This window comes from Mycoplasmopsis phocirhinis (assembly GCF_004216495.1).
Classification (GTDB): Bacteria; Bacillota_I; Bacilli_A; order Mycoplasmatales; family Metamycoplasmataceae; genus Mycoplasmopsis; species Mycoplasmopsis phocirhinis.
The window spans coordinates 87,972-105,497 of record NZ_CP034841.1 but is presented as its reverse complement, the minus strand read 5'-3'; the positions used below and the strand labels follow the sequence as shown (position 1 = coordinate 105,497).

Sequence of the window (17,526 nt, the reverse complement as noted above, 5' to 3'; positions counted from 1 at the left end):
CTGTCTATAAATATTGTTTAATTTTTAAGATCTTTAAAATTAAACTCAATCACACCTGTGTTATATAAAACTGATAAATCTAATGTACTGCTGCTCGACAATGTTGAAGTGTTTTTAATACTATCGCCTTGAACATTGGTTGTATAAATATAAATGTTTGCTGACCGGTGGTTTTTAATAATATATTTTTCATAACCAGGTTCAGTGTGGTTCGGGGTATAACCTTGATATGTATTGCTTGGGTTAGTGCCATTAGCCGGTTGTGCTAATATTGATGTATTATTAGCGTTTTTATTATCTCATATATCAGTATGAATAGCCATATATTTAGCAAAATCAGTATTTGATCAAACATATGCAGTTGAGTTATTTGTGTCTGTATATGTGAATGTTGGTGTTATTAATGGATCGTGTAGTGATCTTTGTTTTGTGACGTTAAAACTTTCATGGTGGGTTAAAAATAATGAAATATTTTTTGTAGCACTATCAAAATCAACGCCGATTCTAATTCTATTTAAAATAACATCGGGCATTGTTTTTTGGTCTTCAATTACACCATTAGATACAACAATTGTATTTGAGTTAGCGCTGAAATTCTCCGAACCAACCAATAAATTAGATGGAATGGCAGCATTGATCACTATTTCGTTACCTTGAACAGATATATTTAAAGCTTGTAAATCTGAATCAGATTTAATTTGGGTTGACTGTTGGTAAATATAAAACTGTGGAAATAAAAATTTAATATTGAAATTATCACTATTTTGAGTTATTTCGCTAAATTTATTATTTTCTACAATACCAAAATGTTTTTGAATTTGGTTTTGAGCATTACGCGTATGATATAGAACTAATTGTTTATTACCTTCATTAATACCAAGGGCTTTTTTAAAAGTATCTAATACTTTTTGACTAGCTAATTCACGAGTTGTTACATCATCTCAACCCAATTCTTCAGCATTACCTATAATTTGTTTGGAATTATAACCAAGTGAATTTATATTATAGTCTTTAAAGAAAATTGAACTAGTTCCAGATTCAAGAGATAGATTGTCCTTAGTTTTAAAGGTTAAGTCCCTGTTTACATCAAAACTAAAACCGGTGTAATTACTAAATGAATTTAAATTGTCAGGTTTATATTCATATCTTATCTTTGCTTGATAAACTTTTTGAGCTGTATTTGATGATTTTTTACTTAATCATTGATTTTGACTAGCTTCTTTTACTAAATAAACTTTGAAATAAATTGGATTAAAATTAGATACTGTATCAATTTTTGTATCGCCAAAATTGTCAAACATACTTAAAAATGAATCATTATTTGTAATGTCTAGTTTATCATCTTGTGATTGCAATGTAGAAGTCAATTTTTCAAGATTTTTATTAAATTCCTCATAAATAATTGAATTTTTAACTATTGGATTTATGTTGTGTAGTAAATTCATATATTTATTATTCAATGCTGTATTATTAACATAATCAACAAATGTTTTTGTTTGAGTTATCACGCTATCAATTGCACTCGAATTCTCAAACACATAAGATTGCTTGATAAAATCATCTTTAGTATGTAAAATGATTGAATTATTTTTTCCGTTCAATGGATTTCACTGATTTTGATAATCAGTTGAAATAGAACTTGCAGCACTTTCTTTACCAGATTTAAATAAATATTGTCATATTTCGTTTAAATTTTGGCGTTGAGAAAGTAATAAATTCGCTTCATTTTTTAAAGTACTAATTAACGTACCAAATGAATTTAATAATTCGTTCGCTTCTTGAATATCACTTTGAAGTTGAGTAGTGTTTTGATTAGATTTTATTGTATTTAACCTATTAGTGAAATCATTTAAATTAGTTTTTAGAGTCAAATATTGTGAATTTGTATCATTAAAACCCAATTGAATAAATAATGTCATTGAAGCTGAATTAGTTTGCGATGTTACCAAACCTTTATCAAATAATACACTTAATTGATTTAATTCACCAGTATTCGCAGCGAATAATTGATCAAAATCATTATTAATTGCTGTTTTGAATTCACTAATAGCCGATTTAGCGCGATTAATTAAATCAATATTTTCGTTTAAATATGCCTGTGTAAATGGTACCGTAACATCTATTAGCGAAAATTGTTTTAGTTGATTTGTTAAGCTGGTTTTTGAATTAATAAATGTTTTTAATTCGCTTGTTGTATTGGTTAAGGTATTAAATTTACCAAGAGTTGATTGTTTTCAAATCGAGTTTAATAAAATATTATCTATATATGATTGAAGATTTGCTAATTGATCATTAAGTTTAGCACTTTGTGTTTCAAATGCTTTTTCAACTTGAGCTCTAAACGTATCTAAACCTTTTTGCAATAATTCATTCATTTTGACAATAGTTTGCTCTTGTGTTGATTGGACATCTATTTGATAATTATTTAAATCGTCAATTGAGTTTTGCTTAAATGTGTTTTCTATCGCATCAGTTGCATTATTATTCGCTTGATTTAATACAACATATAAATTATTCGCATTTGATGCTAATTTAGTTAGAGATAATTTTTTAGCATTAACAACTGCAATTGACAGTTTATTTAATTCGGTTATTTTTTCATTTCTAGCATTATTAGTTGTGCTTGGTTCTTTATTGATTTCAATAGCTTGATCAATACTATTATTTAAATTATTGAAAGCTTGAACAACCTCTTGTGAATCTAATTGCGAACTCAAACCACTTTGTTTTAAAATATTTACTTTTTGAGCATCACGATAAGCAATACTTAATTCTTTTACTTTTTCAAATACATACGGAATTGAATTTTCACTTTGACCTTTTAAATATTTGTTTTCCAAATTCGTAAATACATTCGGATCAGTGTTTGCATCAAATTCAATAGCCTCTAATTCAGCACTTAATTGTCTTAATTTATTTTCAAGATAAGTCTTTTCATTAGTATTAATATTTGAATCATTTTTTATGTTTGATTGAACTTTACCTAGTTCAACATACACACGTAGTCGTGCTTCATGTAATGTTAACTGGCGAATTTGATTAACGATTGCGGTTTTTCTTTGAGAAATGTTTTGAACACTAGGAATATCTTCAGTATACATTTGTTCAGCTTTTTTAATTTCATCAGTTAATAAAGTTTTTTTGGCAGCTATATCGTTTGTTGATGGAGAAACACTATCAGCATAAGTACTAAATTCTTCAATTTTTTGAGCTAATAGAGTTTGTTTAACAATAAAATCTTTTAACTGTGTTAATTCATCTTGAACTAATTGCATTTCACCGACATTATTAGCATTTGCATTATCAGTGTATAATTTTTTAACTTTTGTTCTTAAACTAGCCAATAATTTAGGATATTGAGCAGTGTTTGTATATAGTTGAGAATCTTCAAATTCCTTAATTTTATCTATTGTTTCAATTCGTTTTGCACGATTATTGCTTTGTGTCATCAAGGCTAATTCAATATTATTTAAACGCGTGTGAATTGCTGTCGGGTCTAAATTTTCACTTGCCTGAGGCAAGTTATCTCACATAGCTTTAATTAAATTTTGCTCATCTTTAATAGTCGCTTCGTATTTTGAATTAGTATCTAATTCTCTTTGTTGTTTTCATTGTTCAATAGTATCTGAAATTAGTTTTTGTTCTACAATAAATTTATTTGCGTTATTTGCTTTTTGCAATCCTTGGGTTAATTTGTCATTTTTTTGCTGATTGTTCAACCCATTTTCAATCGCAGTTGAGTCTGTAATACTTTGCAATCAATTTCTTGCTTTTTGTAAATTATCTTCTCCGTTTACTCCGTTTAATTCAAAGTAATTAACTTCGTCACTTAAAGAAATTGTTTTTTTGATTAACGCGTCAATTTCAAGAGCTTGTTTTAATCTATCTTTGGCTGCTTCAATTTCTTTAATTTTTTCAATATACGCTTCACGGATTCGTGCTACCGAGGCATCGTTTTTATCTTCATCTAAAGATATAGAATTAGCATATAAATTTTGTGCTTCTGTTATTAATGGATTTAAATCTCTATCAATTACTGAAACAACAATACTTGAAGTATTTGTTAAATTTTCTTCTTTAAGAGTTTGTGCCGAGCCAACTATTAATGATAACGCATCTGAATATTGTTTTGTTTCATCAATAACATCTAACTTATTTTTAATTTTTGCTAATTGATTTTTATCGAGTGTTTTTGTGTTTAGCGTTTTAATTTCATTTAATATATTTTCAGTTAATTTTCTAAATTCGGGATCAACAGAATTACCTAAATCTTTTGATCCATTAAAAATTTGTTCAATAACTTCATCAGCTTTAACTCGATCAGGATTAATTTTAGTCGATAATTTAGAAAAATTCTCCGCATGGTCAATTAATTCGTTAGCTAATTTTTTATTTAAACTTCTTTTACCTATTTCTTCTTTAATTTGTGTAATTTGAGCAATTAATTCATCATTTTTAGTTGAAATATCACTTACACTGAATGGTGATGTTGGAAAAATATTTTTATTTAATAATGCTTTTAATTGTTGAATACCTTTAGTAATATCATTATCATTTGGATTTTCTTTTGCTAATTCTTTATATTGTTCAATTGCATCAACTATATCTTTTTGAGTATCATTATAATTCTTCATTGCCTGTGTTTGCTTAGAAATTTGCAAGGCTTGCTCTTCGGTGTCAATTCCGTTAGCACTACTTAAAAGCCCATCTACATAGTCACTGAATTCAGTGCTTAATTCTTTAACTGAACCGATGTTTTCATCGTTGACACTATCAATTTGTTCTCTAACAAATTTTTTGTATTTATCTATCGCGTTTTCAACAACATCTTTATTGTATGCTTTCTTCATTGCAATTTCAGCTGCTGCTAATGTAGCAATTGTAGATTTATCTACATTTTGCAAACCTGCTAAATATTCATCGCGGGCGTTAATATAATTATTGAAATTTTCTCCATCTGGAGCTTTTGAACCAATAAAGGCTTTTTTATCATATTCTTTTCTAATAGCTTCAGCTGATGCTTTGGCTTCATCATATGTTTTTAGCAGTTCTTGTTTTTTAGAATTTAATTCTTGTATTTTTTGTTGTAATTCTTCATTTTTTTGCTCAATAAATTCTGCTTCATAAGCATTATTTGGGGCATCGAGTATATTCTGATATTGTTTTTTGGCCTCGTTAACACCATCTTTAATTTCTTTTAATAAATCTCTGTTTTGTTCAGCATCGTTTAAAACATCTGGCAGTTGATTTATTATAGTTTTGCGTAATTTATTTTTTGCCTGTGCTATTTTTATTGCTTTTTCTATTGCTTGTTTTTTGTTTTCAATTACTTCAACCGTATCCAATGGATCTTGAGTTAAATTTGGTAAGTTTTGTAAAATTACTTCTTGTAATTGATTAGCGTCAATTATTGAATCATTATCATCTAAATTTGGATCGTTTTTAATATCATCGTATGTTGATATAGCGTTTTTAACCACAGAAATTAAATCATTTTCTCTATTTAATTTTTCAAGAGCATCAACAGTATCTGGTAAAGCATCAGAAGCAATTTTTTGTTTAGAATATTTATCAATTTGCTCAATAATTGTATTTAATTCATTTTTTAAACGATGAGGAGTTGAAGCATCAACTTTATATTTTTTATCGTTAATTTTATCATTAACAAACTCAATTTTATCGTGATTATAGGCTAAATCTAGTTTTGTTTTTTCTTGATCAATTTGTTTTAGTGCGTCATCTAATTTGTCAACATCAGGTAAATTATCGCTTGTGCCTAATGCCACAAATAATGTGTTAATCGAATCTTTTACTGTGTTTGCTTCTAAAATTGCTTCTGGAACTCTTGATTTTCTTTCAGGGTCCAAGTTGTATTTTTCTGCATCCGCATCATATTCGTTTAACTTGTTTTCAATTTGTTTAACAAAATTAATTGATTGTGAAAGTTTATCGGCTTTTGCTAAAAGCTGTTCTTTTTGTTCTCTACTCAATGTTGGATGTTGTGCTTGTTTATATAAATCATTTAAACGAGTACGTAAAGCATCTTCACCAGGCGAATGAGTTTGATTATTATCTCCAAATGCTTCATCTATAGCTTCTTTAATTTTATCTAGTCGTTGATTCAAAAAACCATCTTTACGTTTTTCATTAATATTGTTAAGTAAATCTTTAGCTTGTTTGGATAATTGAGAGATTTTATCTATATCAACAGGGTTTTGAGCCAATTCATGAGCAATTTTAGATTTAATTTGTTCAATTTGCTCAAAATCTTCTCTAAAATTATCTTTTATTTCACTATCCTGCTCTATTTCTTGTTTTGATTTGTCTAAATCGGCAATAATTTTACGTACATCATCAATTTGTTTAACAATATCTTGCGTGTGTTGAGCAGTGTTATTAGTTTCGTTTATAGATTTTAAAAATTTTTGATTATATAAATTACTTTCCTCATTATCTACTTTGTCTAATGACAATAATTCATTAGTTTTTTTGTTTTGCGTGTTTAAAGATTTATTAGCAGTAATTAATTTATTTATTTGATTAATTTCATACTGTGAAGGTTGATAATTTTCGTCATTAGTTGGATTGAATGAATCGTATGTATATTCAATCGCTTTATACAAATTTAGTGTTGCTTCATCTTGAACTATCGCTGTTTCTAGAGCATTTATTAAAAATTTATATTCTTTAATTAATTTCAAAATTTTATCTGAAATAATTGGGTTAAATTGCAATGAAATTTCTCGTTTAACTTTTTTATTTAAATCATTTAACTTTTGTTCAAGTAATTCATAATTTAAATTTAAAGGTCTTAAATCTTGATTGTTTAAAATGGTAGCTACATAGTTTATTTTTTTAACTAATTGTTCAAAATTAGTGACTTTATTTTTATTTAATTTTGCAAGTTGTTCAATTGATTTTGAATGTAAAAAGTTTAGTTCAATTTTTTGCAAACTACGTAATTGTTCACGAGCATTATATTTATATAAAACAATTTTATTTTTATCTAGATTCGCAAAAATATTTAAACTTAAAATTCTATTTTGTAAATCAGTTGCTAATTGTATAACTTTTTTATTCAAATAAATTTCTTTAAGTGGCTGTGAAAAATCGTTTAAATTTAATATTGTTGAATTAATTTGATTAGATAAATTTCTAAATTCTGATCTAGTTTCAATTAATGTCGACACTGAATCAATTTTATTATTAACATTAAGAACTAAATTATCAAGATCCACGCTTGATTTACCACTTAATATAATAAACTCGTTAAACTCATTCAATTCACTTTGTAATAATAACGGATTAGGAAACTCAATCGAAGTGGTGTTTGCTATTCGTCTAAAGTGTTCATTAGCCACTTTAAATTTTAAATCTAAATTGCGTAGTGTATTTAGTGAATTTCTTAATCGTGATACAAGTTCTATAAGTTGTTGTTTATTAATTTGATCAACATCTTTTGTGTTAATTAAATCAAAAAACGTTTTGTCTTGCTTAAATTTCTGCTCAAGATTAACAAAAACAGTTGATGGAAATGCTTTAACAAATGATAAATGATCATCAATTATTTGTTTGTTAGTTAAATTAGATGAATCTAACATATTTTTAAAAGTTTTTAAATTATCCAAAGCATCTTCTAAATCATTTGTGGTTGTTGCTGCTTGAATTTTTAGTGTCGAGGTATTCAAAAAGTAATCACTTAAAGATAAATAATTTGATATTGATTTTAATGCTAGATGTTTATTTAAATTTTTAGATGAAATTAATTTATATTTTAACAACAAACTCGTTAATTTATCAAAAAGTTCGCGATTAACTAGTGCTGAATTTGTATCGCTAATTTTTGATTTTAATATATCAATTTCATTGTTAACTTCTGAATTTAATTTTAATTTATCTGGTAATAATGAAAATGTGTTATCAAATACATTTTTAAAATTACCATTTACAACATTATTCATTTCAATCAAAATAGCATTATATTTTTGAACAAATTGTGTATTTTGTGAACCAGAATCTAAAAGTTTATTTTCAATATAGGTTTTATTGACTGCAATATTGTTGATTCTAAATCTTTTATCTAAAATGTCATTTTCAATTTGAAATACATTTTGCATTACTTCATTACGCAATGCCAAAGTCGGATATTTTTGGATTAATGAAACAACATTATCATCTAGTGTGTTATTTTGTTCTAATAGATGAGTAGCGATTAAATTATATTGTTCATTAATTTTATTCACCAAGAGTGTATTAAAGTTGTTTATTCGAGCTTTTTTTTGTTCTTTAGTTAGAGTTGAAAATCGATCAAATAAATTTTTAAAATTTACAGATTCAATGCTATCAAATTGACTGCGTAAGTCTATTTCTCTTAATCTACTGATTTGACCCTCTAAAAGTTCTTTATATTCTTTTAGTTTTTTATCCAAAAAACCGTTTTCAAGTTGTGCATTTGCTCAATTATTAATAATACCTAGTTGATAATTACCAATTTTATTTAGAGCTAAAAATTTTTGAAGAGCAGTTGAATCAGGATTAGTTAAAACAAATTTAGCTAAATCTGTTTGTTTTTGTAATTCGGTGCTTTGTTGTTGATCTAAATTAAAGTTCTCTTTATATTTTGAAAACGTATTATTGAATTCTTCATATCTTTTAATAGCATGATTAAAATTTGATGTTCTGCTTTGTCTCGCAATAACTGCTAAAATCGCTAATGCTGTGGAAGCAGTTGCAGTTAATAATACCAATGATGTTGTTAATGTGTTGCTCTTCTTCATTAATTGCCTCTTTCTTTTTTATCGTGTAAAGTTAAATATATTTCAAATCTTTCCAACGCATTATCTAATTCAGGTCCGTAAAATTTAACACCGCCATATCTTTGCACATAAGTATTGTGTGGATATTGTTTTTTATCGTTATAGCGGATTAAGAAATTTTGAGCAAAAATATTTGCTTTAAGTGCTCTTAAAGTTTCTGGATCGGTTATCCCGTTCAATTGAGAATCATTTTCGATTGAAGTTTTAAGCAACTTTTGCAATGACTTATCAGTTGAAGATTCTAAAGGTAAATAAACTTTTCAATCTTGAACAATGTTGGGTGGTTGAATATATTTATAACCAAAATCAACAGTTGAATTAAAATCAACTTCCGCTTTTGATTCTCAAACACGATAAAGAACTCCATAATAATCACCAGTAGTTGAAATTATTGGTATAGCAACAAAAAATGGAATAAATGAATTAAAGTTTGGATTAGTTTGAGTTAAATCAGAACCGTTTTGAACCCAGTACATAAATTGTTTATTACCAATTTTTGGCATTTTTCAATGTAGGTTAGTTGTGTTATTTAAATCCACAAGCAACCCATCAATGTCTTCTTTAAATTTGATCTTCAATTTCAAATCTGGGCTAGATGTTGAAAGATCACTATTTGAATCAAAATTACCGTCCAATATTTGTTTTAGAGATAGTGTATTTACATTATCAGGCTTAGGAATTTCATTTTTGATTGCTTTATCTCATTGATCACTAGAAAACGAAACATCTTCTCTAAAATATGGAAGACTGTTGTCGTTTTGGTAATTTTGACCGCCTTTTAATATTCTTGATAATAAACTTGTGCTAAAAGTTTTATTATTTCATCCTGGTTTTGATGCCTCAAAAAGAACCTTATTTTCTGAATAAGCTTTATTTTCTTCTGCCGTACCACTTGGATCTTTATAAAAATCTTTTTTAGTTATTCTTAACTCTTTTAGAGTGTTAAAAGTAACCCAAACATCATTAAATTTAATTTCAAAATCCGTTACGTCATTAAAGAAATTATCATTAGTTGTAGGTTTAATATATTTAACTTTAATATTGAATTTAGTCTTTTTAATACTTGTATCACTTTGAAGAATGGTAGGAACTCATTCATCAGTGGTATTTGCTCTTGTTATATAAATGTGAACATTATCACTGTTATAAATTTTATAGTTATTATTTTGTGAATTAACATCTTTTAAGAATAAAAATTTATCAAATTGGTCTAAAAATTGTGGAATATTTGTCACTTCTAATTCTAATTTACTATTATTTGAATCTTCTGCTTTTACTTTTTCAATTACTGTTTCTAATAAAACGTCGGTATTAGGAACAATATTATTGCGTACGTTAGCAGCGTCATTATTAAATAAATAATTAAAGAAAAATTGTTTATTTGATTCAACATTTATTCATTCTAATAAAGATACTGTCGGTCTATAAACACTCAGCAGTGTTGAAACTTTATTACTTATACTTAAATCATCTTTTTTAGCTAATTCAGCATTTGCAGGATTTTGGTTCGAATTTTTTAATGATTCATATATTGAAGCGTAAGTTGAAATTATGTCAGCAAAAGGTATGTTACTATTATCATTTAAACGATAATTATCGCCCGCAATTAATTTCAACATTTGTTCCATAGTTCTTTTCGCAATAAATTGATTGTAATTACCTTGTAAAGCGCTTGCGTCTTCATTACCAGTACCATATATTAAATCATCGCTTTTTTCAATAGCTTCTAATATACCTTTAGTTGCGCTTATATAGTTATTAAATTCACTTTGAATTTCACTTTGAGATGTGTTATTTGGTTGATTGTGATCAATTGAATCATATTTTTTAACATCTAGAGTACTTAAATCAGTAACTATGGCAGCATTAGCAGTATTTAAAGCTGAAATTTTAGTTTCAATCATTGAAAATGAAGAGTTTTTATCTGCTATTTTTTTAACCAAATCATATAAATTTGCTTGACTTGTAGAGCCAGTTTTTAATTGTTCGTTAAAGTTATTAATTTGAGTTTTTAATAATTCAATCGAAGTTTTTGAAATTACTTTAATTGTTGAATAATCATCTTCTAATTTGTTATATAAATTTCTTAATTCCTTAGTTCTTAAAATGAAATTTGACTCATTTGAAGTTGAATCGTGAACAATATTAAATTGATCTAAATCATTTTTAAAACCGCCTAATAATGACATTAGTCCTAAATATTTAACCAATTTATTTGCTTTTTGTGAGTCTAAAGTTTCAGTTGTTGAACCATTTGAATAGCTTTGAGCACTTAAAAATTGAACATATGGTTGCAATCTTTCTTTCATGACTTTTAAACGATTTTTTTCATAATTTATTATCGCTTCTTTTTGAGCTCGCATTTTTTCTTTAGCACTAATAATGTTTTCATTAGATGTCATTAAATTAGCCAATGTTTGGTCTTGATTATTAGCTTGTGATCTAATTGCCAAGTTTTTAAAGTCTTGCTGTTCAGGAGTATTTGAAGTTGTATATGTTTGTTTTAAATATTCATCTATAACATTGATTTCACTTAAAACTTGTCTTATTTCTCTATTTTTTTGTGCTTTTAATCTAGCAATAATTCCATCAATACTGTTTTCAATATCATAAATTGATTGCAATTTGTTGGCTTCGTCGTGAGGTGTCGGGTAGTTAAAAGATTCTTTTATATTGACATTGGCAACATTTGTAATAGTTTGCAATCTATCATATAAATCCTTCATTAATTGAGTTTCTTTATCATAATATGTAGTATTAGCTTTTCCGTTAAATGATTCTGCTTTTTTGATTGCTTCATTTAATTTTTTAGTATTAGCCAAAGCGACATCAAAACTATTAGAACCGCCTGATAAATATTTAGAAGTTAAAGTATCAATCGTGTCAGTATTAATAACAACATAATTAGCTAAATCACTAATTAAACTCGCTAAAATTGCCTTTAATGGTTGTTTTAACTCATTGTTTCTATTTTGATCAGAATCTATTGTTTCTGCTTCAATTTGATTAACTTTTTCATTATGTTTAATTAGCAATTGGGCTTTAGCAGTTAGCGAAATTAAGTTTTGAGTTTTTTGGATAATGTCTAATTTATTTAATTGATTGAAATAGTAATTATCACTAACATTCACAGCTGAAGTTTTATTAATTGATTCGTAATCGGTGGTTATTAAATTAGCAATTTCAGTTAAATTTTGTGTTTTTGTTGCTGTGATTGCTTGAATTTGATCAACTTTTGTTTTTGCTTCATTTACAGCATTTGCTAAATCAATATATAAAGCTAACAGTTCATGGGCTTTAGTTGTATTATCTTCTATAATCTCAATTTGAGAAATATTATTTGGTAATATTACATCTTTAACTTTTGTCAATTGATCTTTAAAGAAAATTAATTGATCTTTTTTCAACTCATCGTATTTGGTGCCAGCGTTGTTGAATGAATTTAATTGAGTGGTTTCATTATCCAATAACTGCTTAATTTTATCTAAAGATAGTTTTCTAGTGCTATATAAGTTTTGGGCTTCATCAAATTCATTATTTAAATTTTGTTTAGAAGCGTTTATTAAATTAGTTAATTCTGATGAATTAAAATCGCCGTTGGGAACACTAGGTACTGAATTTAATACTGCTTGGCCAATGTTTTTTTGGTCTGCTTCAAAACCATATTGAACATTATCGTATGTTCATTGTGTTTTATCATAATTTTGTAATTTTTCAATTTGCAGACTTAAAAGTGAATCAGCATTTAAAATAATACTGTTCAATAAAGATATTTGAATAGAATCGTTTTTAATATTTTCGCTCATTCCATAATCAATTAATTTCGCTACAAAACTTTTAAATTGTTCTTTCTTAGTGGTTGGTTCGTTTGAATTGCCAATACCTAATTTATAATTTTGAGCTTCAACTTTAGATTTTAAAGATGTTAAATCTGTGTTTAACTTTTGATATTCTTGTCTACGTTTAACAAGCGATTGAATCTCTTGTTTTAGTGTTGGAAATTGAGCAAAATCAGTATATTTTGTTTTAGCGTCATTAATTTTCTCGCGCAATTTAGTCGCAAATTCTCTGACACCATCCGCCAATACTCCTTCAACGTTTGGTAAAGCATTTGTATTATCTTCGGAATTTTTGATAAATTTAGCAAAATCAACAACATTGTCAATATTTGCTTTTACAACTTTAACTTTATTACCTATCTCAACAATTGCTTTTTTATCATCACCTTTATGTTGTTCATCACTTCTTTGAATTGCGTCAACATCTGCAAGATATTTATCTAATAATGTATCAACAGCACTTTTTGCATTTTGATCTGCATTGGCTGAAGTTAAAGCTCTACCTAATTGTTGTTTTACATCAGTAATTTCACTTTTTTGTTCGTCTTTTAAATCATCAAATGAACTTGCTTCTGCATATTTAGAAACTAAAGCAGCTCGCTTGGCATCGATTGAATCACTATTTGGATTTGAAGCACTAGGTTCTTGATTTTGTGTTAAAGGACTTGAATCTTGATAAGCTTCAATTAAAAATGATTTATTACTATCATCATCGGGTAATTTTTTAATTTTAGCAACAACTTTTTGTTGTTCATTTAATAAATCTTCTAGTGAATCCAATTTAGCGCTTTGTCTAATTACATCATTAACACTGTCTGTGTTAGCATCGTTAACGTTTTCATCTAATTTAGTCAATAATTGCTCTAATTTTTCAACTGGATTTACATCTGTTAAATTTAAAGTCGGTTCTTGGTTTAATTTTGCTTTAAACTCATCTATTTTTGCTTGAAGTTTTGCTTTTTTATTGTTGAATTTATCTTTACTAAAAGCCAATTCAATTTTATTTTTGATGTTTTTGAAATCAACTAAAGTAGTCTTATCAAAAGGGCTCTGTTCTCCAGTATTTGGGGCTGTTTTATTAATTAGATTTTCATAATCTAATTTTAATTTTTGTATGTAGGAACCGTTTTGAGCATCATTAGCTTTATAAGTAGCGAATTGATCATTTGCTTCCTGATTAATGTACTCTTGTAGTGAGCTGTTTAGTTCATTTTTAGCAGTATCAAATTGATTATTTAGATCTGATTTTTTATTGTAAAAACTGGTTAAAGCATTTTTTAGTATATTTTTTGCCTGAAGTAATTGAGCATTTGTGGAATTAGAATCATCTAAAACAGCTTGCTGCTCTCTAATTAGCATTGCAATTTGAGTATCTAAATCAGCAAAAATAACTCTTGGAGTTTTATCATCGCCTTTAAACTGATCGTTTTGAACATTTTGCAATTTTACAATTTCATCTTTTGCTTCTTTAGAAGCATCTATTTTAGATAACATAGTATCTATTCTGGCAATTTTAGTGTTAACAACTCCGTTGCTATCATTGATACCTGCCCTATTTTGATTAATTACATCTAATAAATTTTTTGCTAATTCAGGGTATTTTGCTTTATCCAATTTGTCATAAATTAGAGCAGCTTGTTTTAATTTTTCCAATAATGGTTGTTTTTGTGCTAATTTAACCGCAGCTGAATTAGCACTTATTTCAGCAGCAACATAGGCATCGCGAACTTCAGATTGTATTGCATTAACTTCAGCTTCTAATTGTTCAATTTTCATTTGGTTTTGATTAATTTGATGTTCATCAGTTAAATTAACACTGTCTTTTCATAATTGTTCCAATTGTGCTTGTTTAGCACTAAGTTGAGTATTTAAGTCAGCAATTTGTGTGTTTTTAGTGTCGACAGTATTCATTGCTTCGTTTTTTAAACGTTCGAATAATTCGGTATCTTTAACCAATGAAGCGAATGGCTCACTTGCGATGTCAGCACTATTATTCAATTCAACAGCGATGATTTTATTTTGCGAAAGTAACAATTGCTCTTTTTTTAATTTAGCAATTGAAACATTGATTTCAATTTGTTTTCTTGCATTTGCAATTTCACGATTTTTTTGGTTCAGTCAAGCCTTATTATGAATTAATGGATCATAAAGTTGATGGTCAATAATATTTTTTAAATCATTAATTTTGGTTTGAATTTTATTATTTTCGCTCTCTAATTCACTTACTGCTTGTTTAAATTGATCGTTTGAAGCAACATCCTTAAATAAATTAGAATCAGCTTGTTTTCTCAATTCAGCGGTTGCGATTACTGCCCTTTTGTAATCTGATTCAAGATTTCTTGTATTAACTTCTAAGCTTGATGTTGCTTGAATAGCGTCACGCAAAATCACCATTTTATTAACAACTTTTTGACGCTCATTATTTTTTTCTACTTCGCTTTTATTTTGATCGTCGCTAATTTGATTCGTTTCTTGTTGCAATTTATTAAGCGCTTGGGATAATTTGGCTTCAGCAGGAGTTTGTTCTTCACCGGGTTGTCTTTGTGTACTAAACACATCATTTAAAAGCCGATTGATTGCTGCGGCAGCACTTTGGCCTTCTAATTCGTTTTTTTTGTCACCAAAATCTTTCAACGCTGCATTCAATTGACGTTGAATCTCACTTAAATTTACACTAGGGTCGATTGGATTATTTAACGCATCTTCTGCTTGTTGTCTTAAATCTTTAATTAGTTTTAATTCTTTAGCTAGATATATTTTAACTTGTTCGTTATTTTTTACACTATCTATAATGTTTTTAGCTTCATCCGATTCAATACCTAAAGTTTTAATTTCGCTAATTTTATTGCGATAAATTTGATGTTCTGCTTCCAATTTAGCTAATAGCATGTTTTTAGTTTGTGTATCGAGCGAATTATCTTGTTGAATTAATTGTGCTTTTGTAGCTATTTCTTTAATTTTTTTAATTAGTTCTTCTTTAACTGGATTATCCCCGTTACCAAATTCAGTTTCTACTAATGTTAAAGTATTTTTTGTTTCATTTTTTATAGCATTAACACGATTAGATAATTTTGCTTCTTGCAACATTGAAAAAGCTTTTTGAGCAGCACCGATATTTTCTAATGAACCGTTATTTAATTCATAAGAAGCTAATTCTTGTCTAGTAGAAGTCGAAAAATCTTGGGTATAGCTAATTAAATTTTGTTTAATAGAATTTCATCTATTAACTAAATCTGAACCAATTGTAGTTTTGGCAAATTCACTATTTAATTTTGGTAATAAATTAGCTAATTCTTTTTTGTTGTGAACTCTTTCAGCATTTAATAAAGTCTCAAAATTTAAAGCTAATTGTGAATTAGAAAGATTGTTGCTATCTAATGATTGCAAAGTTTTCAATGCATCTTGAATTGATTTTAATTCTTGATTAGTTGAAAATAAATCAGCATTTTTGATTGAAAAATCTATTTGTGATTTTAAAATTTCAGTGTTTAGTTTCAAAAAGTCCTTAATCAACTTTATCGTATCAATATCAGCTGATAATTTATTCAACTGTGGGATGAAATCAAAAAAATCAGTGTATTTTAATTCGTTTAATTCTTTTTCAATTGATTCTTTATCTTCTTGAATTTTTAAATCATCTAAGCGTAATTTTATTGATTTATACAATTCGTTTGCTATTTGAATGGAATTAATATTTTTGTTAAAATTTGAATAAACTTGTTGAATATCTTCAAATTTTTGTTCATTTAAATATTTATTAGCATCGTTTAAGAGGTTTTTAAATTTATCTCTAAATACTGCCGCAAAATTTTGTGATTTCTTGGTGTATTGTTCAATTTGTAATTTAAATGTATTTACTAATTCAACATTTGATTTAAAATAATCAGCTGATTTAGAAGTAATTGAAGATATATAGTCTGAAATTAAATCATATGCGGTTTTGTTGTCATCAATAATTGTAGTGTTTAAATCAATTGTATTTGAATTTACAAATAACTCCAAAGCATCTAATTCATTATTAATTTGATCTTTTATTTCTTGATCTAAACTAGTTAAAGAAATTTGTCTTTTAGCTTCTCTTATTTGAGAAAGTAATTTGTTAATACTTTGTGTATTGTTTCCGGTTTCATTAGAATATAAATTATTAGCTTCATTTTTAAAAAATTCATGATAAACATTGATTGCGTCGCGTGTAATAGTGTTTTGTTTCAATCTTGTAAAAATAAAATTATTTATATTTTTCAACTGATTTATTTTAGAACCTAAATGCAATCTGTTTAATTTAGTTGTGTTACCCAATTGAAAAACATTGGCATCAAGTTCAAATGCAAATGTAATTGAGTTTTGTTTAGAAATAATTGCCTCAACATCTTTTAAAAATTCTTCAACCGGTTTATTTTGTTTCAATATAAATTCAAATTCATCTTGCAAATCCATAACAGTGATTAATTTTTTAAATTGTTCAATAGCTAAATCCTTATCTGATTTAGTTTTAGCATTTTTATAAAGTAGTTTAGGAATTAAAAAATTAATTTTATTTCTATGATTTAAAGAATTTGTGATTAATGCGTTTAAATCCGTGTTATTCGAATTTAATCTGCTTTGTGCAAGTTGTCTTGAATAATTTATTGCTTTTTGTAATTCTTCAACACTGTTTTTATCTAAATTTTTATTAGATTTCAATGTTTGCAAAGCAAATTTTGTAACATCTTCCAGTTGTTCGTATGACAGTATTTCATAATCTGTTATTACATCAGTAGAAGTGTGAAGTAAAGGTACTGTTAATGCAAGAACACCTGCTGGTATTGCTGTGCTAAGCAACGCAGCTAATACTACTTTTTTCTTTTTATTTTTAGTTTTTTGTGGCATAT

Annotated in this window: 2 protein-coding genes; both read right to left on the bottom strand. The window is 27.0% G+C overall.

Going from position 1 to position 17,526, the window contains the following annotated elements; all coding sequences use genetic code 4:
• Window positions 1–17 precede the first annotated feature (17 nt).
• Window positions 18–8,777: a hypothetical protein gene (locus EG856_RS00470; RefSeq protein ID WP_130429188.1), complete on the bottom strand. Its 8,760-nt coding sequence runs from the start codon at window positions 8,775–8,777 to the stop codon at window positions 18–20.
• Complete coding sequence (locus tag EG856_RS00465) at window positions 8,777–17,524, bottom strand: hypothetical protein (protein WP_130429187.1); 8,748 nt, start codon at window positions 17,522–17,524, stop codon at window positions 8,777–8,779. The genes EG856_RS00470 and EG856_RS00465 overlap by 1 nt, the downstream gene beginning before the upstream one ends.
• Window positions 17,525–17,526 lie beyond the last annotated feature (2 nt).